This is a genomic window from Actinomycetospora sp. CA-101289 (assembly GCF_050955895.1).
GTDB lineage: Bacteria > Actinomycetota > Actinomycetes > Mycobacteriales > Pseudonocardiaceae > Actinomycetospora.
The window spans coordinates 3,812,402-3,833,703 of sequence record NZ_CP192093.1 but is presented as its reverse complement, the minus strand read 5'-3'; the positions used below and the strand labels follow the sequence as shown (position 1 = coordinate 3,833,703).

The window sequence follows — 21,302 nt, the reverse complement described above, 5'->3', positions numbered from 1 at the left end:
GGGGGAAGATCGCGGCGCACCGGCACCAGGGACCGTGGCGGAACGTCCGCAGCAGGACCGCCCGGCGCGCGAACCGCACCAGCGGCGTCCTGTGCTGCCCTGACCAGGCATGATGGCGCCCGCCCAGGACGACGACAGCACGGAGCCCCGCACGGTGGACGGCGAACGCGATCACGGGCGGCACCGCCTCGGGGCTGCGGGCGCCCTCGTGCACCCGGCGCTGTTCTACGCCGACGACGAGACCTACCTCGCCGGCACGGTCCCGTTCCTGCGCGAGGGGCTGGAGGCCGGCGAGCCGGTGATGATGGCGGCGCCGCCGAGCAAGCTCGACCTCGTCCGGGCGGCGCTCGGCCCGGTCGCCTCCGACGTGGTCCTGCACGACATGACGGTCGCGGGACGCAACCCCGGGCGCATCATCGCGGGCGTCCTGCGGGCGTTCGTGGACGAGCGCGCTGGAGACGGCCGGGTGCGCATCATCGGCGAGCCGATCTGGGCGGGCCGCAGCCCGCAGGAGTACGCGGCCGCGGTGCAGCACGAGGCGCTGATCAACGTGGCGCTGGCCGAGCGCCCCGCCACGGTCCTGTGCCCGTACGACACGACCGCGCTCGCCCCCGCGGCGGTCGCCGAGGCGGCGCGGACGCACCCCGTCCTCGTCGAGCGGGGCGCCACCCGGACGAGCGCGCAGTACGCCGACCCCACGCTGTTCGCGCAGCACGTCGGCGGGCTGCTGGCCGAGCCCGACGAGGTGGGCGAGACGCTCGTCTTCGGCGCGCCGGCCGGGCCGCGCGCGGTGCGGACGGCGGTCGCCGAGCACGCCCTGCGGGCCGGTCTGGACGAGGACCGGACCGCCGACCTGTGCCTCGCCGCGTACGAGGTCGCCGTGAACACGGTCGTGCACACGGGGCGGCCGGGCCTGCTCACCCTCTGGACGCGGGACCCGGCCACCGCCACGGGGTGGGAGGCGGCGGAGCCCGCCGCGGTCGTGTGCGAGGTGCAGGACAGCGGCTGGATCGCCGACCCCCTCGTGGGCCGGCACCGGTGCGGGCCGGCCGAGGGCCGCGGCTACGGCCTGCGCCTGGCCCACCAGCTGTGCGACCTCGTCCAGGTGCACAGCGACCCGTCCCTCGGGACGACGGTCCGGCTGCACGCGTACCTCTGACGGCGCGGCGCCCGGGCCCCGCGGGACTCAGTCGGCGGCGAGGCGGCGGAGGATCCGCTCGAGCTCGGCGCGGTCGGCGTCGTCGAGCTCGGCGAACACCCGGTCGGCCTCCGCGGCCCGGGCGGCGCGCACCGCGCGCCCGAGCTCGGCGCCCGCGTCGGTGACCACCACCTGCGTCGCGCGGCGGTCGGCCGGGTCGGGGCGGCGCTCGACGAGACCGCGCTCGGCGAGGGCGTCGACCACCTCGGTGGCCGAGCGGGGCGCGATCCGCAGGTGCTCGGCGAGCTCGCCGGGGCGCGCCGGCCCGTGGCGCAGGAGCACGCCCAGCGCGCGCAGGTGCGACGGCGACACCCCCCACGGCGCGAGGGCCTCGCGGGACTGGTGGCGCAGGCGGCGCGCGACCAGCCAGAACGCGGTCGCCAGCGAGTCCTCGTCGGGGTCGTCCTCGCCGTGCACGGGAACAGCCTAGCGGGAAAAGCTGTTGCAGCCTCATGATGAGGTAACCTCATCAACCTGCCTCCCGAGGAGTCGCCTCTTGCCACGCCCACCCGACATCTCCCGCGAGACCCGTGCCGAGGACGCCGAACTGGCCCGCCGGGTCTCGCTGCGCCGCGTCGCGCGCCTGTTCCGCCAGGACCGCCGCCCGCTGGCCGTCGTCGTCGCGGTCATCGTCGCGTCGTCGATCGTCGCGATGGCCTCGCCGTTCCTGCTCCGCGCCGTCATCGACGACGCCCTCCCGCACCGCGACCTGCGCCTGCTGGTGCTGCTCGCCGGCGGGATGATCGCCGTCGCCGCCGTGACCGCGGCGCTCGGCGTCGTCCAGACCTGGATCTCCACCGGCGTCGGCCAGCGCGTCATGCACCGGCTGCGCACCGACGTCTTCGCCCACCTGCAGCGCCAGTCGCTCGGGTTCTTCACGCGCACCCGCACCGGCGAGGTGCAGTCGCGCATCACCAACGACATCGGCGGCATGCAGACGGTGGTCACCTCGACCGCCACGTCGATCGCCGCCAACCTGACCACGGTCGTCGCCACCGCCGTCGCCATGGTCGCGCTGTCCTGGCAGCTGTCGCTGGTCACCCTGGTCGTCCTGCCGCCGGCGGTGCTCGTCAGCCGCCGTGTCGCGCGCATGCGCCGGGAACTGACCGCGGCACGCCAGCGCGAGCTCGCCGACCTCAACGTCACCATCGAGGAGGGCCTCTCGGTCGACGCCGCCTCGCTGCACCGCACGCTGGGCACCGGTCCGGCGCTGGTCGAGCGCTTCACCGCGTCCTCGGCGCGCCTCACCGAGCTCGAGCTGCGCTCCCAGCTCGCCGGGCGCTGGCGCATGGCCACCATGGGCGTGGTCTTCGCGGCCATCCCCGCGCTGATCTACGTCGGCGCGGGCCTGCCCTGGACCGTCGGCGCGCTCTCGATCGGCACCCTCGTCGCGTTCACCTCCCTGCAGGCCGGCGTCTTCCGGCCGCTCTCGGGGCTTCTCGACGTCGGCGTGCAGGTGGCCAGCTCGCTGGCGCTGTTCGCGCGCATCTTCGAGTACCAGGACCTCGTCGTGGAGATCGCCGACCCGGAGCACCCGGTCGAGCTGCACGACGTCCGGGGCGACGTCCGCATCGAGGGCGTCACGTTCACCCACCCCGGCGGCGACCGCCCCGCGCTCGACGGCGTCGACCTCGCGATCCCGGCCGGCACGACGCTCGCGCTGGTGGGGGAGACCGGCTCGGGCAAGACGACGCTGGGCGCGCTCGTCGCGCGCCTGCACGACCCCGACGCGGGCCGGATCACCATCGACGGCGTCGACCTGCGCGACATGCGCCTGGCCGACCTCGCCGGGATCGTCGGCGTCGTCAGCCAGGAGACCTACCTGCTGCACACCACCGTGCGCGAGAACCTGCGGGCGGCGAAGCCCGACGCCACCGACACCGAGATCGAGGCGGCCGCCCGGGCCGCGCGCATCCACGACGTCGTCGCCGGCCTGTCCGAGGGCTACGACACGATGGTCGGCGCCCGCGGCCACCGGTTCTCCGGCGGCGAGAAGCAGCGCCTCGCCATCGCCCGCACCCTGCTGCGTGACCCGCGCGTGCTCGTCCTCGACGAGGCCACCAGCGCGCTGGACACCGGCACCGAGCGGGCCGTGCAGCTCGCGCTCGACGACCTCGCGCGCCACCGCACGACGCTGACGATCGCGCACCGGCTCTCGACCGTGCGCCACGCCGACGGCATCGCGGTGCTCGACCACGGCCGCGTCGTCGAGACCGGGACGCACGCCGAGCTGGTCGGGCGCGAGGGCCGGTACGCCGCGCTCGCCGCCTGAGACACGACCACCTGGGACGCCGCGGCCCGACACACGAACGGCCCGCCCCGTGGACACGGGGCGGGCCGGTGGAGACGGACTAGTGGGAGCGGTCGAGCCAGCGGGCGTCGACGCCGCTGCGGTGCTGTTCGATGCGCCGCAGGCGGGTGCGCGCCTGGTGGGTGAGGCCGTCCAGGCGGTCGAGGAGCTGGCGGAGCTCCGCGATCTCGGTGCCGAGTGTGTCGACCTCGGTGTCGGGGGTGGTGCGTGCGGGCACGGCGACCTTCGCTTCGGGGTGAGCAGGTGCGGGTGGCGGCGGGGTCTCTCCCGGGTACGGGATCGATCCAGAGCCGTCTCTCACTCTACGCCCAGAGGCCTCCGGACATTCCCCGCGCACCCCCGCACGTCCGGGTGGGTAGCCGAGAGGCCATGCGTGCGACGAGTGAGCAACGGACGGGGGTCGAACCCCTCACCCACGCCCGCGAGGCGGTCGGCCGGGACGGCGCGTGCGTCGTGCCCGGCGACGAGGTGATGCGGTCGCTCGGGGTCGACGACCAGGGGTGGGCCGGGTTCGCGGGGCACTGGGACGACCTGCGTCCCGACCCCTACGCAGCGCGGTCGGGGACGCAGCGGCTGCGGCGCTACGGGCGTTTCGTCGTCTCCCCGGAGGGCCGGCGCGAGCCGGCCCCGGTCGAGGAGTTCCGCCAGCCCGGCGACTCCAACCGGCTGTTCCTCGACGAGGGCCGCGTCTTCGATCCCCTGACCGAGGAGCTCCTCGCCGACCCCGTGCTCGACGGCCTGCTGGAGCTGCTCGGCGGGATCGCAGGCGTGCTCGACGACCCGCCGCGCTGGGTGGTGCACGTCCACCCGTTCCGCGTGCTCGGTTCGGCCGACAGCCGCGGCGACGCCACGCCCGAGGGCCGCCACCAGGACGGCGTGACGCTGGTGTCGTCGCTGCTCGTCGGGCGGGAGAACGCCACGGGCGGGACGAGCGAGGTCGTCGACGCCGACGGCCGCGAGATCCTCACCACGACGCTCGCCGAGCCCGCGACGCTGCTCGTCGGCGACGACCGGCGCACGTGGCACGGCGTCGACCCCATCCGCCCCGTCGACCCGCGGGCGCCCGCCCGCCGCGACGTCCTCGTCGTCACGTTCATGCCGGAGGAGGCCCGGTGACCGCCACGGTCACGACCGTCGAGGCGATCGAGGACGCCGCCGCCTGGGACGACCGCGCCTCGGTGCTCGCGTGCCTGGGCGAGACGCCGCCGCGCATCCCCGCCTGGTACGGCTACGACGCCGTCGGCGCCGACCTGTGGGTCGAGCTCTCCCGCCTGCCGTCGTACTACCTGCTGCCCGCCGAGTTCTCGCTGCTCGAGCGGCACGCCGCCGAGGTCGCCGACCGCGTCGGGCCGTTCGTCGCCGAGCTCGGCAGCGGCAGCGCGGCCAAGACCCGCGTGCTGCTCGGCGCCTGCCAGCGGCGGCGGCCCACGACCTACCTGCCCATCGACGTCACCCGCGAGATGCTCGAGCGCAGCGCCGCCGAGCTCCCCGCCGAGGTCGACGGGCTGGACGTCCAGGGGCTGTGGGGCCGCTACGAGGCGGCGCTGGCGCACCTGCGCGCCCACCGCCCGGGGCCGCTGACCGTCGTGTGGCTGGGCAGCGCGGTCGGCAACACCACGCCCGCCGAGCGTGCGGCGCTGCTCGACGACGTCGCCGCCACCCTGGAGCCCGGCGACCGCTTCCTGGTCACCGCCGACCTGGTCAAGCCCGGCGACGTCCTCGAGGCCGCCTACAACGACCCGCCCGGCGCCACGGCCCAGGCGCGGTTCCGGCTCAACCAGCTCGCCCACTTCAACCGGACCTTCGACGGCGACGCCCGCCCGCACCTGTTCTACCCGCGGGCGCGCTGGGACCCGGAGACCTCCGCGGTCGTCGGGCACCTGTTCGCCACCGAGGACCAAACGGTGACGTTCCGGGGACTCGACCACAGCCTGGACCTGCGGCGCGGCGACTCGCTGGTGCACGGCTACTCGGTGAAGTTCGGGCGTCCGGAGTTCGTGGCCGAGGCCGACGCGGCGGGGTTCGACCTCGACCGCGAGTGGATCGACGCCGTCTGGCAGTACGGGCTGTTCCTGTTCGAGCGGCGGTGAGGGGCCGGCCGCGTTCTGAGCGAAGGGTCCCTCCGGACGGATAGGCGGGCCGTCGGCGCCCTTCGCCGGAACCGCGACCGGCGCCTCACGCCGCCTGCAGGCCCCGGACGAGCTGAGGAGAGGGGCTTGCGCTTGATACCCCCCAGGGGTATCAAGGGCCGCATGACGACGCCGTCTCTCCACCACCCGTCCGGCTGGGCGGCCGTGCCCTGGTCCACCGCTGCGCAGGCGACGCTGCACTGCCTCACCGGCTGCGCGATCGGCGAGGTCCTGGGCATGGTCATCGGCACCGCGCTGGGCCTGTCCACACTCGCCACGGTCGTGCTCGCCGTCGCGCTCGCGTTCGTCTTCGGCTACGCGCTGACCATGCGCGGGGTGTTGCGCGCGGGCGTCGGCCTCCGGCAGGCGGTGCGCGTCGCGCTGGCCGCCGACACGGTGTCGATCGCGGTCATGGAGATCGTCGACAACGCCGTCGTGGTCGCCGTCCCCGGCGCGATGGACGCCGGCCTGACGAGCCCCCTGTTCTGGGGTGCGCTGGCGATCGCCCTGCTCGTGGCGTTCGTCGTCACCACGCCGGTCAACCGCTGGATGATCGGGCGGGGCCGCGGGCACGCCGTCGTGCACGCGTACCACGGCCACTGATCACCCGGCGCCCGCGACCACCTCGGTGATCGTCCGGTGGGCGACGCGGGCCAGGGCCGGCGTGCGGGTGCGGTGGTACGGCAGGGCGACGAGCCCGAAGGCCACCGCCGCCCCGCGGCCCCGGCGCCAGGCCGCCTCCTCGGGTGCGAGCGCGTCGCGGTAGGTCGCCCGCGCGGACGCCGGCAGCACGGCCCACGCGGGCAGGAGGTCGGCGGCCGGGTCCCCGACGCCGAGGAGGTCGAAGTCGATGACCGCGTGGAGCCGCCCGTCGAGGACCAGCAGGTTGCCGGGCAGGAGATCGCCGTGCAGCCAGGCCGGCGGCCCTTCGTGCTCCGGGGCGGCGAGGGCGTCCTCCCACACGCGGGTCGCGGCGTCGAGGTCGATCCCCGCGACGGGGTCGGCGCGCAGGTCGGCGAGGGCGGCGCGCACCTCGTCGTCCCGATCGGACAGCGGCCGCCCGCGCGGCGAGCGCAGCGCCTCCGGGACGACGTCCTCGCGCGTCGGGAGGGTCCGCAGCGCCGCGACGGCCGCCGCGAGGTCGCGGGCGAACGCGTGGTGGTCGGTGATCGTCGCCGTCGTGGCGTCGGCACCGGGCAGGAAGCGGCCCACCGACCACGGGTACGGGTAGCCGTAGCCCGGACTGCCGTAAGCCAGCGGTGTCGGCACCCGCACCGGCAGCACCGAGGCGACGAGTCGCAGCCACATCCGCTCGAACCCCAGCCGGTCCGCGGCGCTGCGCCGCACCGGGAAGCGCAGGACGAGGTCGTCGCCCAGCCGGTTCATCACGTGGTCGGAGCCGGCACCGAGCGGGTGCGGGTCGAGCGGCTCGCTCGCCCAGTGCGGGAACTGCTCGTGGAGCAGGGCGCGGATGACCTCCCGCGACGGTGGCGCGACGTCCACGGCCAACCTCCGTCAGTCGTCGGCGACCTCGAGCAGTGTCCCGCCCGTGAGGGCGACGAGCTCGTCGGCGGTGGTCGGGAACATCGCGTGCTCGTCGCCCGCGCCGGCCCACACGGTGTCGTGGCCGGCCAGGGCGACGTCCACGACGCACGGCAGCGGCGCCGGGTGCCCCACCGGCGCCACCCCACCGACGCGCTGGCCGGTCGCGCGCAGCACCGTCTCGGGGTCGGCGCGCTTGACCCGGCGCCTGGCCACGCCGAGGTGGTCGGCGACGCGGCGGGGGTCGACGCGGTGCGCGCCCGAGGCGAGCACGAGCACCACCCCGTCGCCGGCGGTGAAGACCAGGCTGTTGGCGATCGCGCCGACCGGGCAGCCGAGCTGCTCGGCGGCCGCGGCGGCCGAGGGCACCGGGGTGTCGAAGGAGCGGATCTCCCGCGGCGCCCCGGCCGCGTCGAGCGCCTGCCGCACGGCGTCCCGTCCCGTCTGCGTCTCCACGGGCCGGGAGGGTAGGCGATCAGGCGGTGAACACGGTCTGGATTCCCGCGTGGCGCCGGCCGTCGGCGAGGGCGACGAGGTGGGCCGGCGCGTCGGCCAGCGGGACGCGGTCGGTGACGACGTGGGCGACGAGGTCGTCGCCGCGCGCGGCCAGCAGGTCGAGGGTGGCGGCCGAGAGCCGGTCGCGGTCCCAGGTCCCGCGCAGGGCCCGCGGCACCCGCCCGATCTGGGCGCACCGCACCCCGAGCCCGTTGTGGTGGAACTCCTCGCCGAGCCGGACCGCCTCCGCGCCGTCGGCGTAGAACGCCAGGTCGATCACGGTGGCCTGCGGACGCAGCAGCCGCAGCGCCGTGGCCAGCGCGGACGCCCGCCCGCGGCACTGGAACACGACGTCGGCGCCGTGGTCGCCGGGTCCTTGGCGCCAGGCGCGCTTGAGGTCGGCGACGGTTCCCGGGTCGTCCGGGTCGCGCGCGGAGAGGCCCAGCGCCTCGGCGACGGCGCGCCGGCCGGGGGTCGGGTCGAGGACGGTCACCGAGGCGGCGCCCAGCTCGGCGGCGAACAGGCCGGTCAGCAGGCCCACCACGCCGGCGCCGATCACGGCCACGGTGCGGTCGCGCACGCCGGCGTCCAGGTCGGCCGCGCCCTCCTCGGCGGCGGCGTGCAGGACGCCGTTGGCGCAGATCGGGCCCATGTGGGCGGCGTAGATCCCGAGCACCGGGTCGAGGTCCGGGGGCAGCGGCACGACGCGCTCGGTGGCCGGGTCGGCGCGGTGGGCCGTGCGGTGGCCGTAGGTCATCGCCACGAGCTCGCCCACCCGGCGCCCCGACGACGGCCCCGCGGCCACGACCTCGCCGACCTGCATGTAGCCCACCTTGCGCACGGGGTAGCCGGCGCCGGGCCGGGCGTCGTCGAAGAGCCCGAGGTCCGGGTCCCAGGCGCTGGTGAGCATGGCGTTGGTGCCCTTGACCCAGCTCAGGTCGGTGCCCGCGGAGAGCCCGGAGAAGCGGGTGTCGACGTCGAAGCCGCCGTCGGGCACCGGGCCGTCCGGCGGGTCGGGCACGAAGCGCACCCGCCCGGGCCCGTCGACGACGAGGAGATCACCCACCGAGCGCCACCGGCTCGCCCGAGGCCACCGAGTCGGCCAGCGCGCACGCGAGGCGGTGGGTGCGCAGGCCCTCGGCGTGGTCGACGACCGCCCCCGGCCCCGACGGCTCCCGGCCGCGCAGGAGGTCGACGAACGCGCGGTCGGCGGCGGTGCGGGCCTCGGCGGGGTCGACCTCGACGGTCCAGGTGCCCTCACCGTCCCGGACGGTCAGCTGCTCCTCGGTGACGCTCATCGCCAGGTCGTCGGCGTAGACCTCGAGGCCCGCGCGGTGCTTCCACGCGAGCCGGCAGGTCGCGGCGAGCGTGCCCACCGCCCCGCCGGCGAAGCGCAGCGTGCCGGCCGTGGCCGAGTCGACGTCGCCGCCCGCGGGCGCCGCGGCGTCGGCCACGGCGTGGACCGCGGTGACCTCCCCGCCCAGCAGCCGGGCGAGGTCGAGGACGTGCACGGCCTGCTCGACGACCTGCCCGCCCGACGATCCCCGGTGCGCCCACCAGGCCACCGGCGGGACCTTGTCCAGCCACGTCGCGGTGACCAGCCGGACGGTGCGGCCGGCGAGGACCTCGCGCGCCCGGGCCACCACGGTGGACGACCGCCAGTGGTGGCCCACCGACGTGGCCACCCCGGCCGCGTGCACGGCGGCCTGCACCCGCTCGGCGGTCGCGACGTCGAGCCCCAGGGGCTTCTCGACGAACAGCGCCACCCCGGCCGCGGCGAGGCGCTCCTCCACGGCGCCGTGCGCGAACGGCGGCACGCACACCCAGGCGGCGTCGAGACCCCGCGCGAGGAGGTCGTCGACGTCGTCGGCGGGGGTGGTGCCGGCCGTGCCCGCGAGGTCCGCGGCGCGCTCGCGGTCCGGATCGGTGACGCCGACCAGCGCCACGTCCGGCATCGCGGCCAGCGCTCCCGCGTGCCGGCGCGCGACCCCGCCCGCGCCCACGATCCCCACCCTGACCTCGGTATCGATCACGAGCGCGCTGGTACCCGGTCGGGCGATTCGGGCACCACGCGGCATGCTCCCCGAGGTCCGCCGCTGGCTCTCGCACCGCACCAGCCGAACGGAAGATTGGCTGCTCAGCCGGATGGTTGAGCAGAAGCGCGGACGGCGGATCAGCGTCGTGCTCCCGGCCCGGGACGAGGCGGCCACGATCGGCGGGATCGTCACCGTGGTGCGTGAGGCGCTCGTCGAGCGGGCCGGTCTCGTGGACGAGGTCCTCGTCGTCGACTCCCGCTCCCGCGACGCCACGGCCGCGGTCGCGTCGGCCGCCGGCGCCACCGTCGTGCACCAGGACGCGGTGCTCGCCGAGATGCGGCCCGCGCACGGCAAGGGGGAGGCGCTGTGGAAGGGCGTCGCCGCGAGCTCGGGCGACGTCGTCGCGGCGATCGACGCCGACCTGCGCGACGTCACGCCCGGCTTCGTCTCCGGGCTGCTGGGCCCGCTGCTCGAGGACCAGGACGTCGCCTTCGTCAAGGGCTTCTACCACCGCCCGCTGATCGGCGACGGCACCGTCGACGTCGACGGCGGCGGCCGGGTCAGCGAGCTCGTCGCCCGCCCGCTGCTCAACCTCGCCTGGCCGCGGCTGGCGGGGTTCGTGCAGCCGCTGGCCGGCGAGTTCGCCGCCCGCCGCGACCTGCTCGAGGCCATCCCGTTCGCCACCGGCTACGGCGTGGAGCTCGCGATGCTGGTCGACGTCCTCGACCGGGTGGGCCTCGACGCGATGGCCCAGGTCGACCTCGGCGTGCGGGTCCACCGCCACCACGACCTGCAGGCGCTCGGGCGCATGTCCGCCCAGATCCAGCTCGCGGCCTCGGCGCGGCTCGCGCGCCAGGGCGTGCTCATCGGCGTCCCCCCGGCGACGACGCTCGTGCAGTTCCGGCGCCCGTCGGCCCCGGGGCCCGGCGGCCTCGACCGCGAGGTCGTCGAGACCGACGTCGCCGTCGACGAGCGCCCCCCGCTGCGCGAGGTGCTCGCCCGCTCGCGGCCGGTGGCCTGATGGGCGCGCGCCCGCTCACTGTCCTCGTCGACGCCGGGCCCTGGCTGCCCGTGCCGCCCGAGGGCTACGGGGGCATCGAGGCCGTGCTGGCCACGCTCGTCCCCGAGTTGCGCCGGCTCGGGGTGCGGGTGGTGCTGGCGACGGTCGGGGCGAGCCGGCTCGAGGTCGACGAGCAGGTCACACCGTTGCCCGAGCCCCGCTTCGCCGCGATCGCCGCGCCCTACAACCGCGTCATGGGCGTCGCCGCCGCCCACGTCGACGGCGTCCTGCAGGAGCTGCGGCGCCGCGACGACGTCGACCTCGTGCACTCCCACCTCGAGGCGTGGGGCCTCGTGTCCTACGCCGACGCCGGCGTGCCGGTGCTGCACACGCTGCACTGGGACCTCGCCAAGCACCCCGAGCTCTACGGCCGCTTCGACGGGCGGGGCCGGGTGTTCGTCAACGGTGTGTCCGCCGCGCAGCTCGCCGGGGCGCCGCCCGCCCTGCGCCGGCACTCGCTCGGGCACGTGCACCTGGCCACGCCCCTGGCCGACACGGCACCGCCGGCGGCGGAGCCCGGCGACCACCTCGTCGTCCTCGCCCGCCTCACCCCGGCCAAGGGACAGGACGTCGCCGCGCGGCTCGCGCACCGCACAGGTCGGCGGGTGGTGCTCGCCGGCCCCGTCGGACCCCACCACGACGCGGCCGCGCTCGACGCCGCGCTGGCCTCCGACCCGCGGGCGCGCGAGCACCCGGACGTCGCCTGGTTCCTCGACGAGGTCGCCCCGCTGCTCGACGGCGACCGCGCCCGGTGGGTCGGGTCGCTGCGCGGCGCCGAGCGCGACCGGCTCGTCGCGACCGCGGCAGCGCAGCTCTGCCCGCTGCGCTGGGAGGAGCCCGGCGGCACGGGCATCGTCGAGTCGCTGGCCCTCGGCACACCCGTCGTGGGCTACGCGCGCGGCTGCCTGCCCGAGCTGCTCGACGAGGGCCGCACCGGGCGGCTCGTCGCCCCCGACGACGAGGACGCCCTCGCCGCCCTGCTCGCCGGCCGCGCCGAGCGCGGCCTCGACCGCGCCGCCTGCCGCGCCGCGGCCCGGCACCGCTTCACCCCCGCGGTGATGGCCCGCGGCTACCTCGATCTCTACCGCGAGGTGCTGGCGCGGGCCGGGCACCCCGGCCGGACGCCGCTGCTGGCGGTCGCGGAGCCGTCCACCGGCTGAGGGCTCGGTCTGGGCTGTCTGCGCTGGTCGGCTGGGCCCCACGGCGCCGTTTGGGAGCCGGTCGGGCGGGGCCATCCTGTGCTCCATGACCACCACGGCACCCCGCCGCGCCGCGACCGGCTCGCGCGCCCGCATCCGTGACCGCGGCCAGGTCGACGCGATGGTCCTCGCGGCGCTGGCCGACGGGCCGCTGCGCCACGACGAGATCGCGGACGTGCTGCGCCGCCGGGTGGGCGACGCGCTGGACCTGCCGCTGTCGCGGGTCGTGCCCACGCTGCACCGCCTCGCGCGCAACCGGCTCGTGAGCCGCTCGTCCCGCGACCCCCGCCGCTACCGGCTCACCGACACCGGCACGCGCTCCCTGACCGCCCGCGTCCGGGCCGCCGACGCCTTCGCCACCTCGCTGCACCACCTCACCGACGGCGAGTGACGGGCGCACACTGACCCCCGTGTTCATCGGCCTCCACCACGTGCAGCTCGCCATGCCCGCGGGGGAGGAGGAGACGGCGCGGGCGTTCTTCGTCGGCGTGCTCGGCATGGCCGAGATCGACAAGCCGCCGGTGCTCGCGGCCCGGGGCGGCGCGTGGTTCCGCGGCGGCGGCCTGGAGGTCCACCTCGGCGTGGAGGACGGGTTCCGGCCGGCGCGCAAGGCCCACCCCGGGATCGTCGTCGACGACCTCGACGAGGTCGCTCGCCGCGTCGCCGCCACCGGGCAGGACGTCACGTGGGACCGCGACTTCCCGGGCTTCCGCCGGTTCTACGCCCACGACCCGTTCGGCAACCGGCTCGAGTTCCTCGAGCCGGCGTGAGCCCGGAGAGCGCGGCCGCCGTGGGCCAGACCTTCCGCGACGCCGTCGGCCGCGAGCCCGAGGGCGTGTTCTCGGCGCCGGGCCGGGTCAACCTCATCGGCGAGCACACCGACCACAACGAGGGCCACGTGCTGCCCTTCGCGATCGACCGCCGCTGCCGGGTCGCCGCGGGCCGGCGCACCGACGACGTCGTCACCGTGCGCTCGGCGCAGCAGCCCGGCGACACCGTCACGACGACGCTGGACGCGCTGGCGACGGCCCGGGGCTGGTCGGCGTACGCGCTGGGCACGCTGTGGGCCCTGCGCGAGGCGGGGCTGCCCGGCGCGGGCTGGGACCTCGTCGTGGCCGGCGACGTCCCGCTCGGCGCGGGGCTCTCGTCGTCGGCGGCGCTGGAGTGCGCGGTGGCGCTGGCGGTCAGCGAGATCTCCGACGCCGCGCTCGACCGCCACACCCTCGCCCGGGCCGGGCGGCGCGCGGAGAACGACGTGGTCGGGGCGCCGGTCGGGATCATGGACCAGGCGGCGTCGCTGCTGTGCCGCGAGGGCGGGGCGCTGCTGCTGGACTGCCGCACCCTGCACTCCGAGGACGTCGCGCTCGGGCTGGAGGCGGCGGGACTGGAGACGCTGGTGGTGGACACGGGGGTGCGCCACGACCTCGCCGACGGCGGCTACGCCGACCGCCGCGCGGCGTGCGTCGCGGCGGCCGAGGCGCTCGGCGTCAGCGCCCTGCGCGACGCGACGCCGGAGATGCTGGCCCGCCTGGACGGGACGCTGCGGCAGCGCGCCCGCCACGTCGTCACCGAGGAGGGCCGCGTGCACCGGGTGGTCGCGCTGCTGCGCGCCGGCGACCCCGCGGCCGTCGGCCCCGAGCTCACCGCGTCGCACGCCTCCCTGCGCGACGACTTCGAGGTCTCGGTGCCCGCGCTCGACGCGGTGGTGGAGACGGCGCTGGCGCACGGCGCGCTCGGCGCCCGGCTGGTCGGCGGCGGCTTCGGCGGCAGCGTGCTCGTGCTCGCCCCGGGCGACGCCGTCGGGGAGATCACCGGGGCCGTCGCCCGGCGCGCCGCCGCCGACGGCCATCCCGAGCCCGTGGCGCGCACGGTGCACCCCGCGGGCGGGGCCCGCCGGGAGGACCCCTGAGGGACGCCGAGCTGCCGGCGACGCCGGTGGTGCGACGGTCGGGCCGAGAGAGCGGCCCGGGGTACAGGGGCGTGTGCCCTCCCCCCGCGCTCCCGATCTCCTCCCCGCGTCCGGCGTCCCGACCGCGGTCGCGGTGCCCGGGCTGGGGCTCACCGTGGACGGTTGGCGGGGGGTCGCCGCCCGGCTCGGTGACCCTCGCCCCACCCCCGTGCCCCTGGCCGCGGTCGCCCTGCCCGCGGCCGGGCTCCCGGGACGCGGCGCGCCCCTCGACCCCGTCGCCGAGGGCGACCGCCTCGCCCGGCGCCTCGAGGAGCTCGGCCTCGTCGCCGGCGGGCCCGTCGTCCTGGTCGGGCACTCGGCGAGCTGCCAGATGGTCGCCGAGACCGCGCGCCGCCACCCGGCGCTGGTCCGCGGCCTCGTCCTCGTCGGCCCGACCACCGACCCGCGGGCGGTGCGCTGGCCGCGCCTGGTCGGGCGCTGGGTGCTCACGGCGGCGCGCGAGGACCCGCGGCGCGTCCCGGAGATCGTGCGCGAGTACCTGGCGACCCGGCTCTCGGGCTTCCTCGCGACGATGCGCCGGGCCCGCCACCACGACCTGCGCGCCGCACTCGCGGGCTCGTCGGTGCCGGTCCTGGTGCTGCGCGGGCCGCACGACCGCCTCGCCCCGGCGGTCTGGCTGGGCGAGCTCGCCCGCACCCGGCCCGACGTCGAGATCGTCACCCTGCCCGCCGGGGCGCACATGCTGCCGCTGACCCACCCCGAGGACGTCGCCCGCTGGATCCGGACCGTGGTGGACGACGTTGGGGTGTGACGCCGTGCGGTGCGGTGTGCCGTGAGCTCCCGGCGGGGTAGCCGGGCACGTCCCGCCGCGCACTCCCGGAGGCCCGCCATGGCAGCAGCCCGACCCACCCGCGTCACGCTGACCGAGGGCGGGCCGGTGCTGGTGGAGGGCCCGGTGGAGCTGGAACTGCCCGACGGGACGCGGGTGACCAGCGAGCGCCCGGTGGTGGCGCTGTGCGCGTGCCGGCGCACCAAGCGCTACCCCTTCTGCGACACCAGCCACCGGCGCAAGGAGCGCCGCTCGGGGGCCACGGGGACTGCGACCGCTCAGGCGGCCGAGCGCTCCGGCACCGCCACCAGCGCCGACGTGCCCGCCGACCAGCAGTCCACGACATAGTCCGCCAGCGCGTCCTCGAGCACCGTCGACGCCTGCAGGCCGAGGACGACGTCGGCGGCCAGCTCCGGCTCGCGCTCGAGCAGGCTCGCCAGCAGGTCCTTGCGCACGAGCTGCTCGTGCACCGCGTCGGCCTCGACGTGCTCGGCGTAGAACTCGGTGACCCGCTCGGGCAGGCCGAGGCGCTCGATCGCGGTCACGAGGCGCGCGGCCCCGGGCGGCGAGGTGATCTCGATGAGCGCGAACTGGCCCACCGAGGCGCCGCGCCACCGCCGGTGCAGCCCGAACAGCGACATGATGTTGACGGTCGCGAGGACGGGCGCGGGCGCGACGTCGAGGTAGGCGCCGTAGGTGGTGTCGAGCCCGAGGCCCGCCATCATCTCGGCGTAGATGCGCGCGTGGACACGCTCGGGCCGCCCGGCGCCGTACTCGTCGTGCTCGACGGTCATCAGCGAGGCCTTCGCGCGGCCCGCGACGCCGTCGAGGCGCGGGATGACCCACGCCTGCGGGTCGGCCTCCTTGAGGTGGTAGAGCGAGCGCAGGGCCACGTACTCGTCGAGCTGCCAGCGCTCGCCGTCGGCGGCGAGGTGCCACGACGGGCCCGAGCCCTCGGTCGGCTCCACGAGCAGGGCCTCGACGGCGGCCTCGACGTCGTCGCCGCCGTCCACCCGGGCGCGCACGGCCTCGAGGAACGGTGCCTCGAGGCGTGCGCGCAGGGCGAGCAGGTCGGGGTCCCACTCGAGGTCGTCGGCGACATCGTCGAACGAGCGGTAGTGCAACTCGTAGCAGGCGTAGAGGGCCAGCTGGAGGTCGTCGCCGAGGGGCTCGACCCCGGAGAGGTCCGGGACGACGCCGGCGAGGTCCGCGGCCGCGGCGCGGCCGGCGAGGACGTCGAGCACGGCGGCCGAGACCGGGCCGCGGGGGCGGGGCAGGACGGGCACGGGAGTCGCTCCTCGGGTGTGTGACGAGCTGCGGGCGTACCCGGAAGGACCGCCGTCCGAGACCCCCGGACGACGTGAGATGTGCGACGCCCCTGATCGGCGCCGCGGGGGATGGATGGTCCGCTCTGTCCGGGTAACGCCTTCGCCGGGTCGACGACGCCTCTGCCGTTCGCGCGGACCGATCGGTGCCAGCCCGGCACCCCGGCGACCCGACTCGCCCCCAGCAGAGCCGAGGAGCCCATGACGACCGTCGCCCCGGATCCCCGCCACACACCGGCGCCCGGTGTCCGCCCCCACCACCGGGTGTTCCGGGTCCCGGGCGTCTACCCCGTGCAGCGCGACACCTGGCTGCTCGCCGACGTCCTGCGCGACGAGCTCACCGACCACGGCTGCGGCGCCGACCGGCCCTGCCGCGTGCTCGAGCTCGGCGCCGGCGCGGGTGCGCTGTCGGTCGTGGCGGCGGGCGTGGCGAACACCGACGTCACCGCGGTCGACCTCTCCCGGCGCGCCCTGCTCTCGACGCGGATCAACGCCGCGCGGCACGGGCGGCGCGTGCGGACGCGGCGCGGCGACCTCACGGCCCCGGTGGCCGGCGAGCGCTTCGACGTCGTCGTGTCCAACCCGCCCTACGTCCCGACCGCGACCGACGACCTGCCCGAGCACGGCCTCGCGCGCGCCTTCGACGGCGGCCGCGACGGGCGCCTCGTGCTCGACCGCGTGTGCGCCGAGGCGCCGCGGGTGCTCCGGCCGGGCGGACGGCTCCTCGTGGTGCACTCCGCGTTCAACGACCCCGCGGTGACCATCGCGCGGCTGCGCGAGCAGGGCATGGACGCCGAGGTCGTGGCGCGCCACGAGCACCCGTTCGGTCCCGTGCTCACCGCCCGCGCCGCGATGCTGCGCGAGCGCGGACTCGTCGCCGAGGACCAGACCACCGAGGAGCTGGTCGTCGTGCGCGCCGTCCGGCCCACCCGCCCGAGGAGCTGAGGAGTCCCCCGTGCACCACCAGATCGACGTGACGATCCCGGCCGACGCCACCGACGAGGTGCTCCCGGATCTGGAGAAGCACGAGGGCGTGCTCGCCGTGACCCTGCAGCGCGGCGGGTCGGTGAAGCCCGCCGGCGACGTGCTGTCGCTGCACGTGCTCAACCGCTCGATCGACTCGGTGCTGAGCACCGTCGAGCGCGCCCGGGAGCACGGCCCGATCACCGTCGCCACCGTGCGCACGGAGAGCGTCATCGCCACCGGCGCCCAGGACGCGATCGAGAAGGACGCCGACGAGTCGCCGTGGGAGGAGTTCGAGCGCACCCTGCGCCACCACGGGCGCATGAGCATCAACTACCTGATGCTCATGGGCCTCGGCGGCGCGATCGCGGTCGCCGGCCTGCTCTCGCCGCCCGTGCCGCAGGCGCTGGCGCTGGCCGCCTCGGCCATCATCGCGCCGGCGTTCGAGCCGGTGGCGAAGTTCGGCGTGGCCCTGCTGCGCGGCAACCTCGAGCGCACCGGGCGCGCGCTGACCTCGATGCTCGTGGGCTACCTCATCCTCGCCGCGACCGGCGCCGTCGCGTTCCTCGTGCTGCGCGCGCTCGGCCTCGCCAAGCCCGGCGTGCTGGCCTCCAGCGAGGGCGTGCACATGGTGGTCGACCCCACCGCGGCCGACTGGCTCGTCGGCGCGGGCGGGGCGCTGGCCGGGCTGATCATCATCACCTCGTTCCGCGAGGCCGTCCTCGCCGGCGCCCTCATCGCGCTGGCGCTCGTGCCGGCCGCGGCCCTGTTCGGCATCGGCGTGGTCTCGGGCGACTGGACGCTCGCCCTCGGCGGGCTCAAGCGCACGGCCGCCGACATGGGACTGGTCGTGGTGCTGGGCGGGGCCGTGGTGCTCTTCAAGGACCGCTTCGTGCACCACGGCCGCCGCCCGCTGGCCTGAGCCACGGGTCAGCCGCGGATGCCGCGGTCCTCGCGGTCCTCGGGGTGCGGCTCGGTCCGGCCCTTGTTGACGTCGGAGTCGCGGCTCGGCTCGGGGGAGTCCGGCGTGGGCCCCTGCGGGGGCTCCTCGCCGGTCTGGGGGAGCGAGCCCGGGTAGGGCAGCGACCCGGGCGGCGGCTCGATGATGCGGGCGCTGGAGATCATGACGACGATGAACCCGAGCAGCGCGAGGACCCCGTGCAGGACGTGGTCCGGGGTGTTGAGCGCCAGGAACGTCGCGGAGCCGGTGTTGAGGCTGTACGCGGCCCCGAAGGCGAACAGCAGCAGGTAGACGAGGGCCTGGCCGCCGGCGAAGATCCGCAGCCAGGTCCTCTTGCGCAGGCTGACGGCACCCAGCACGGCGGTGACCAGCAGCAGGATGCTGTGCAGCGGGTTCAGACGCAGGGCCAGGAAGCTGTCCGGCGTCTGCTCGGTGAGGCCCGCGCCCCACGTCATCACGAGGCCGGCGGCGCCGACGACGGCGAGCACCACCGCCTCGCCGGCGATGATCGAGGACCCGATCCGGCCCAGCAGCCCCTCGTGGGGCACCGACGGGATCGGGTTGCCCTGGTCGTCGCGGCCGGGCGGGGCGTAGGGGCCCGAACCACGACCCTGGCCGTCGTGCTGGGACGGCGTGTCGTTCTCGTCGGGGTTCGGTGGTTCCGCGTGGCGGTTCTTCGGCTGGGACATGGCTCGGTATTCCCGATCGCCCGGCACGGATCACACGCGTCACAGCGACGCATACGGTCCGGTGACCCGTGGGTAACCAAGATACGAGCGGCCGAGAGGCCGAGCACACGCACGCAACCGAAGTAGATACGAAGGAGAAGTGTGAGCACCCAGGCCCACGTCATCGCCCAGCTGCGTTCGATGCTGCAGCTGACCCAGACCGAGGTCCAGGTCGCCCGTATCCGCGTCTCCCAGGCCCGCACGGACGCCGTCCGCCGCGAGCTGACCGAGAACGCGCAGAACGCCGAGCGCCGCACCGCGGAGATCACCCGCGAGCTGCAGCGCCTCGGTGGCGTCGCCGACATCGTGTCCCCGCTGGTCGGGCGCGTCGGCGCCGTCGTCAAGGCCACCGTCGAGCAGGCCGGGCCCGTGGACGAGGCGCTGCTCGGCGACCTCACCCTCGAACACCAGCTGCGCGACCGCGCCGTCTACCTGCGCGCCCTCGCCGAGACCACGAAGGACGCCGAGACCCGCCGTCTGGCCGACCGCCTCGAGGAGGCCCACGCGGCCACCATCGAGTGGCTGACCACCGTGCTCGCGGAGCACGCGCTCGGCGGCCCGCCGGCCCTCAAGCCGACCCCGGTGCAGATGGTCGTCGGCGGCGCCACCCGCGCCGTGCGGCTGCCCGTGAACTTCGCCCGCGAGCAGATCAGCCGCTGGGCCGCCCGCGCCCAGCAGGGCGGCGACCAGGTGCGCGCCGCGGTCGCCGAGACCGGCGACCAGGTCCGCGCCGCGGTCACCGACACCGCCACGCGCGCCGCACGCCTCGGTGAGGACGCCCGCGAGGTCGTGACCACCGGTCGCGACGCCGCCCTCGACCGCGCCGAGCGCGTCAGCCGGCGCGAGGGTGCCACGGGCACGGCCGCGGCCCTGCACGAGGCCCGCGCCCGTCTCGGTGCCCTGCACTCCTCGGAGCTGCCGATCGCCCGGTACGACGAGCTCGGGGTCAACGACGCCGTCGCGAAGATCAAGCAGCTCGACGACGTCGAGGACCTCAACAAGGTCATCGTCTACGAAGAGGCCAACAAGAACCGGACCGGCATCATCTCCGCCGCCCAGACGCGCCACGCCGCGCTCGCGCAGGAGGTCGTCGGCATCCGCTGAGCCGACACGGCACGACGATTCGGCCGAGTCCCCGAATGGGGACCCGGCCGTTTCGCGTCCGCGGGACGCGTCCCCGCAGGAGGTGGCACGTGCAGGTGCTCGACGTGGTCTCGACCGTCGCCCAGACGCTCTCGCCGATCCTCTACGCGGCGTTCATCGTCGTGATCTGGTTCCAGCTGCGCGCCGCGCGCGAGTCGGTGCGCGAGGTCCGGCAGGAGTTCCTCGCCGGCGGGCGGCCCGTCGTCGCCGTCCACGACGAGTACGACCACGGGACGCGCGCGCTCAGCCTCGCGGTCGAGAACGTCGGGCAGGGCCCGGCGAAGAACATCAGCTTCGCGTTCTCCCGGCCGATCGAGAGCTCCGACGGCGTGGTGATCTCCGGGCTGCCGGTGTTCTCCATCGGGCTGACGTCGCTGTCGCCCGGGGCGCGCATCACGTGCTGGTGGGACCACCTCGACGACCAGCTGACGTTCCTGCGCAAGAACGGCCTGGAGGGCGAGGACTTCCAGGTCACCGTGCACTACACCGACCTGCCGGGTGTGTCCTACTGGAACACCTGGGACGTCCAACCCGCGATCTACGAGGGCCTGCGCCCGCCGCCGCGCCCGGACCAGCACGCGCACGACCAGGCCGGCGAGTCCACCGACCTCGGCGGCGCCCTCGGCGGGTCGCCGGAGCCGACCGGGGAGCCCGCGCGGGCGGGCGCCTCGGCAGGCTCGGCCGACGGGACCTGAGGTCTCCGGGGTCAGCCGCTGAACGCGCCCGCGATCGCCGCGACCAGCAGCACCAGCGCCAGCACGATCAGCGCCACCGGCGAGAGCACCGCGAGCAGGATTAGCAGGAGGCCCACCAGCACCTTGGTGCCCGGGCCCATCGCCGACACCCCGCCCTTGATCGCGGCCCACACGGGGTTCTTCCCCTGCAGCTTCGCCAGCCCGCCCTGCAGCGCGGCGTTGGCGAAGACGCCCTTGCCCGCACCCGCGCCGCCGAGCGCGCCCTTCGCGGCGTCCGCGGCCATGTCACCGAGCCGGTCGGACACCTCCTCCACCTTCGCGGTGGCCGCCGCGGCCAGGCGGTCGACCATCGCCACCGCCACCGCCCGCAGACGGTCCCCGGCCGACGGCGGCGCGGGGCTCGTCGCTGCGCTGCCCGGAGCGGCTTCCGCGAGAGGCGGTGCGGCGGGACGGTCGTCGGCCACGGCCGCGGTCATCTGATTGCTCCTCGTGTGGTGGTCGCGGCCCTGTGGTGGACCGCGCAGACGACGGTGCTGCTCAGCCGTCGTCCGAGCCGGTCGCGGCCCGGGCCAGCGCGATCCCGTCGCGCATGCCCTCCGCGTACGAGCGCGTCTCGCGGTCCTCGACGGTGGGGTCGGACGCGGGCTCGCTCTCGATCAGCGTGGTGAGCACGGCCTCGACGTCCTCCACCCGGCCGGCCTCGACGAGCTGGTGCAGGCCCTCCAGGACCTGGTCGGTCCGGTCGCCGCCCTGCGATGTCTTCGCCACGGCACGCCTCC

At 76.2% G+C, this 21,302-nt stretch carries 25 protein-coding genes and 1 pseudogene; 16 read left to right on the top strand and 10 right to left on the bottom strand.

What is annotated here, in order from left to right; genetic code table 11:
* The first annotated feature begins 109 nt into the window (after positions 1-109).
* Positions 110-1,159, top strand: a complete 1,050-nt coding sequence (locus ACQPX6_RS19105) for an anti-sigma factor RsbA family regulatory protein (RefSeq protein WP_433782014.1) — start codon at positions 110-112, stop codon at positions 1,157-1,159.
* A gap of 27 nt (positions 1,160-1,186) precedes the next feature.
* Here the strand turns inward: ACQPX6_RS19105 and ACQPX6_RS19100 are convergent, their stop codons facing one another.
* Positions 1,187-1,615: a MarR family winged helix-turn-helix transcriptional regulator gene (locus ACQPX6_RS19100; RefSeq protein ID WP_433782013.1), complete on the bottom strand. Its 429-nt coding sequence runs from the start codon at positions 1,613-1,615 to the stop codon at positions 1,187-1,189.
* A gap of 79 nt (positions 1,616-1,694) precedes the next feature.
* Between ACQPX6_RS19100 and ACQPX6_RS19095 the strand changes: the two genes are divergently transcribed.
* Entirely contained in the window at positions 1,695-3,470 is a 1,776-nt protein-coding gene (locus tag ACQPX6_RS19095; protein ID WP_433782012.1) for an ABC transporter ATP-binding protein, read from the top strand.
* A 79-nt stretch (positions 3,471-3,549) separates the two neighbouring features.
* Here ACQPX6_RS19095 and ACQPX6_RS19090 read toward each other — a convergent pair whose 3' ends face one another.
* A complete protein-coding gene (locus tag ACQPX6_RS19090) occupies positions 3,550-3,726 on the bottom strand; it encodes a hypothetical protein (RefSeq protein WP_433782011.1) in 177 nt (58 codons plus the stop codon).
* A gap of 152 nt (positions 3,727-3,878) precedes the next feature.
* On the opposite strand from ACQPX6_RS19090, the gene ACQPX6_RS19085 reads away from it, so the two are divergent.
* From ACQPX6_RS19085 to ACQPX6_RS19075, 3 genes are all read left to right on the top strand, one after another.
* Positions 3,879-4,625 (top strand): 2OG-Fe dioxygenase family protein, encoded by a 747-nt coding sequence (locus ACQPX6_RS19085; RefSeq protein ID WP_433782010.1) that lies wholly within the window; start codon positions 3,879-3,881, stop codon positions 4,623-4,625.
* The gene (locus ACQPX6_RS19080) at positions 4,622-5,599 is read left to right on the top strand and encodes an L-histidine N(alpha)-methyltransferase (protein WP_433782009.1); all 978 of its coding nucleotides are present in this window, start codon (positions 4,622-4,624) and stop codon (positions 5,597-5,599) included. The genes ACQPX6_RS19085 and ACQPX6_RS19080 overlap by 4 nt, the downstream gene beginning before the upstream one ends.
* Positions 5,600-5,761: 162 nt before the next feature.
* Positions 5,762-6,241 carry a DUF4396 domain-containing protein gene (locus ACQPX6_RS19075; protein ID WP_433782008.1) on the top strand — a complete coding sequence of 160 codons (480 nt, stop codon included), beginning with the start codon at positions 5,762-5,764 and terminating at the stop codon, positions 6,239-6,241.
* Here the strand turns inward: ACQPX6_RS19075 and ACQPX6_RS19070 are convergent, their stop codons facing one another.
* The 4 genes from ACQPX6_RS19070 to ACQPX6_RS19055 are packed head-to-tail and all read right to left on the bottom strand — an operon-like array spanning position 6,242 to position 9,708.
* Positions 6,242-7,141, bottom strand: a complete 900-nt coding sequence (locus tag ACQPX6_RS19070; protein ID WP_433782007.1) for an aminoglycoside phosphotransferase family protein — start codon at positions 7,139-7,141, stop codon at positions 6,242-6,244.
* A gap of 12 nt (positions 7,142-7,153) precedes the next feature.
* A complete protein-coding gene (locus ACQPX6_RS19065) occupies positions 7,154-7,636 on the bottom strand; it encodes a YbaK/EbsC family protein (protein ID WP_433782006.1) in 483 nt (160 codons plus the stop codon).
* A gap of 19 nt (positions 7,637-7,655) precedes the next feature.
* On the bottom strand, positions 7,656-8,741 hold the full coding sequence (locus tag ACQPX6_RS19060) for a zinc-dependent alcohol dehydrogenase (protein WP_433782005.1): 1,086 nt from the start codon (positions 8,739-8,741) through the stop codon (positions 7,656-7,658).
* Positions 8,734-9,708 (bottom strand): Gfo/Idh/MocA family protein, encoded by a 975-nt coding sequence (locus ACQPX6_RS19055; RefSeq protein WP_433782004.1) that lies wholly within the window; start codon positions 9,706-9,708, stop codon positions 8,734-8,736. The genes ACQPX6_RS19060 and ACQPX6_RS19055 overlap by 8 nt, the downstream gene beginning before the upstream one ends.
* Positions 9,709-9,751: 43 nt before the next feature.
* On the opposite strand from ACQPX6_RS19055, the gene ACQPX6_RS19050 reads away from it, so the two are divergent.
* From ACQPX6_RS19050 to ACQPX6_RS19020, 7 genes and pseudogenes are all read left to right on the top strand, one after another.
* Positions 9,752-10,732 carry a glucosyl-3-phosphoglycerate synthase gene (locus ACQPX6_RS19050; protein WP_433782003.1) on the top strand — a complete coding sequence of 327 codons (981 nt, stop codon included), beginning with the start codon at positions 9,752-9,754 and terminating at the stop codon, positions 10,730-10,732.
* Positions 10,732-11,931, top strand: coding sequence for a glycosyltransferase (locus ACQPX6_RS19045; protein ID WP_433782002.1), 1,200 nt, complete (start codon positions 10,732-10,734; stop codon positions 11,929-11,931). Before ACQPX6_RS19050 ends, ACQPX6_RS19045 begins: the two co-directional genes overlap by 1 nt.
* 85 nt (positions 11,932-12,016) lie before the next feature.
* Positions 12,017-12,361 (top strand): PadR family transcriptional regulator, encoded by a 345-nt coding sequence (locus tag ACQPX6_RS19040; protein WP_433782001.1) that lies wholly within the window; start codon positions 12,017-12,019, stop codon positions 12,359-12,361.
* A 19-nt stretch (positions 12,362-12,380) separates the two neighbouring features.
* The gene (locus tag ACQPX6_RS19035) at positions 12,381-12,740 is read left to right on the top strand and encodes a VOC family protein (RefSeq protein WP_433782000.1); all 360 of its coding nucleotides are present in this window, start codon (positions 12,381-12,383) and stop codon (positions 12,738-12,740) included.
* A complete protein-coding gene (gene galK / locus ACQPX6_RS19030) occupies positions 12,737-13,879 on the top strand; it encodes a galactokinase (RefSeq protein ID WP_433781999.1) in 1,143 nt (380 codons plus the stop codon). Before ACQPX6_RS19035 ends, galK begins: the two co-directional genes overlap by 4 nt.
* A gap of 73 nt (positions 13,880-13,952) precedes the next feature.
* Positions 13,953-14,690 carry an alpha/beta fold hydrolase gene (locus tag ACQPX6_RS19025; RefSeq protein ID WP_433781998.1) on the top strand — a complete coding sequence of 246 codons (738 nt, stop codon included), beginning with the start codon at positions 13,953-13,955 and terminating at the stop codon, positions 14,688-14,690.
* 78 nt (positions 14,691-14,768) lie between these two features.
* Positions 14,769-14,957, top strand: a pseudogene (locus tag ACQPX6_RS19020) (CDGSH iron-sulfur domain-containing protein); the annotation flags it as partial.
* A gap of 29 nt (positions 14,958-14,986) precedes the next feature.
* On the opposite strand, the gene ACQPX6_RS19015 reads toward ACQPX6_RS19020, so the two are convergent.
* Positions 14,987-15,994 carry an iron-containing redox enzyme family protein gene (locus tag ACQPX6_RS19015; protein ID WP_433781997.1) on the bottom strand — a complete coding sequence of 336 codons (1,008 nt, stop codon included), beginning with the start codon at positions 15,992-15,994 and terminating at the stop codon, positions 14,987-14,989.
* 240 nt (positions 15,995-16,234) lie between these two features.
* Between ACQPX6_RS19015 and ACQPX6_RS19010 the strand changes: the two genes are divergently transcribed.
* Together ACQPX6_RS19010 and ACQPX6_RS19005 are read left to right on the top strand one after the other, a co-directional pair.
* Positions 16,235-16,978: a HemK2/MTQ2 family protein methyltransferase gene (locus tag ACQPX6_RS19010; RefSeq protein WP_433781996.1), complete on the top strand. Its 744-nt coding sequence runs from the start codon at positions 16,235-16,237 to the stop codon at positions 16,976-16,978.
* Positions 16,979-16,988: 10 nt separating this feature from the next.
* Entirely contained in the window at positions 16,989-17,918 is a 930-nt protein-coding gene (locus tag ACQPX6_RS19005; RefSeq protein WP_433781994.1) for a DUF389 domain-containing protein, read from the top strand.
* Between the two features lie 8 nt (positions 17,919-17,926).
* Here the strand turns inward: ACQPX6_RS19005 and ACQPX6_RS19000 are convergent, their stop codons facing one another.
* Positions 17,927-18,646, bottom strand: coding sequence for a DUF4383 domain-containing protein (locus ACQPX6_RS19000; protein WP_433781993.1), 720 nt, complete (start codon positions 18,644-18,646; stop codon positions 17,927-17,929).
* Positions 18,647-18,787: 141 nt separating this feature from the next.
* Between ACQPX6_RS19000 and ACQPX6_RS18995 the strand changes: the two genes are divergently transcribed.
* Positions 18,788-19,789: a ferritin-like domain-containing protein gene (locus ACQPX6_RS18995; protein ID WP_433781991.1), complete on the top strand. Its 1,002-nt coding sequence runs from the start codon at positions 18,788-18,790 to the stop codon at positions 19,787-19,789.
* Between the two features lie 89 nt (positions 19,790-19,878).
* A complete protein-coding gene (locus ACQPX6_RS18990; RefSeq protein ID WP_433781989.1) occupies positions 19,879-20,523 on the top strand; it encodes a hypothetical protein in 645 nt (214 codons plus the stop codon).
* Between the two features lie 11 nt (positions 20,524-20,534).
* On the opposite strand, the gene ACQPX6_RS18985 is transcribed toward ACQPX6_RS18990, so the two are convergent.
* Together ACQPX6_RS18985 and ACQPX6_RS18980 are read right to left on the bottom strand one after the other, a co-directional pair.
* Positions 20,535-20,999, bottom strand: a complete 465-nt coding sequence (locus ACQPX6_RS18985; protein WP_433781988.1) for a hypothetical protein — start codon at positions 20,997-20,999, stop codon at positions 20,535-20,537.
* Between the two features lie 61 nt (positions 21,000-21,060).
* Positions 21,061-21,291 (bottom strand): hypothetical protein, encoded by a 231-nt coding sequence (locus tag ACQPX6_RS18980; RefSeq protein ID WP_433781986.1) that lies wholly within the window; start codon positions 21,289-21,291, stop codon positions 21,061-21,063.
* Positions 21,292-21,302: the final 11 nt, after the last annotated feature.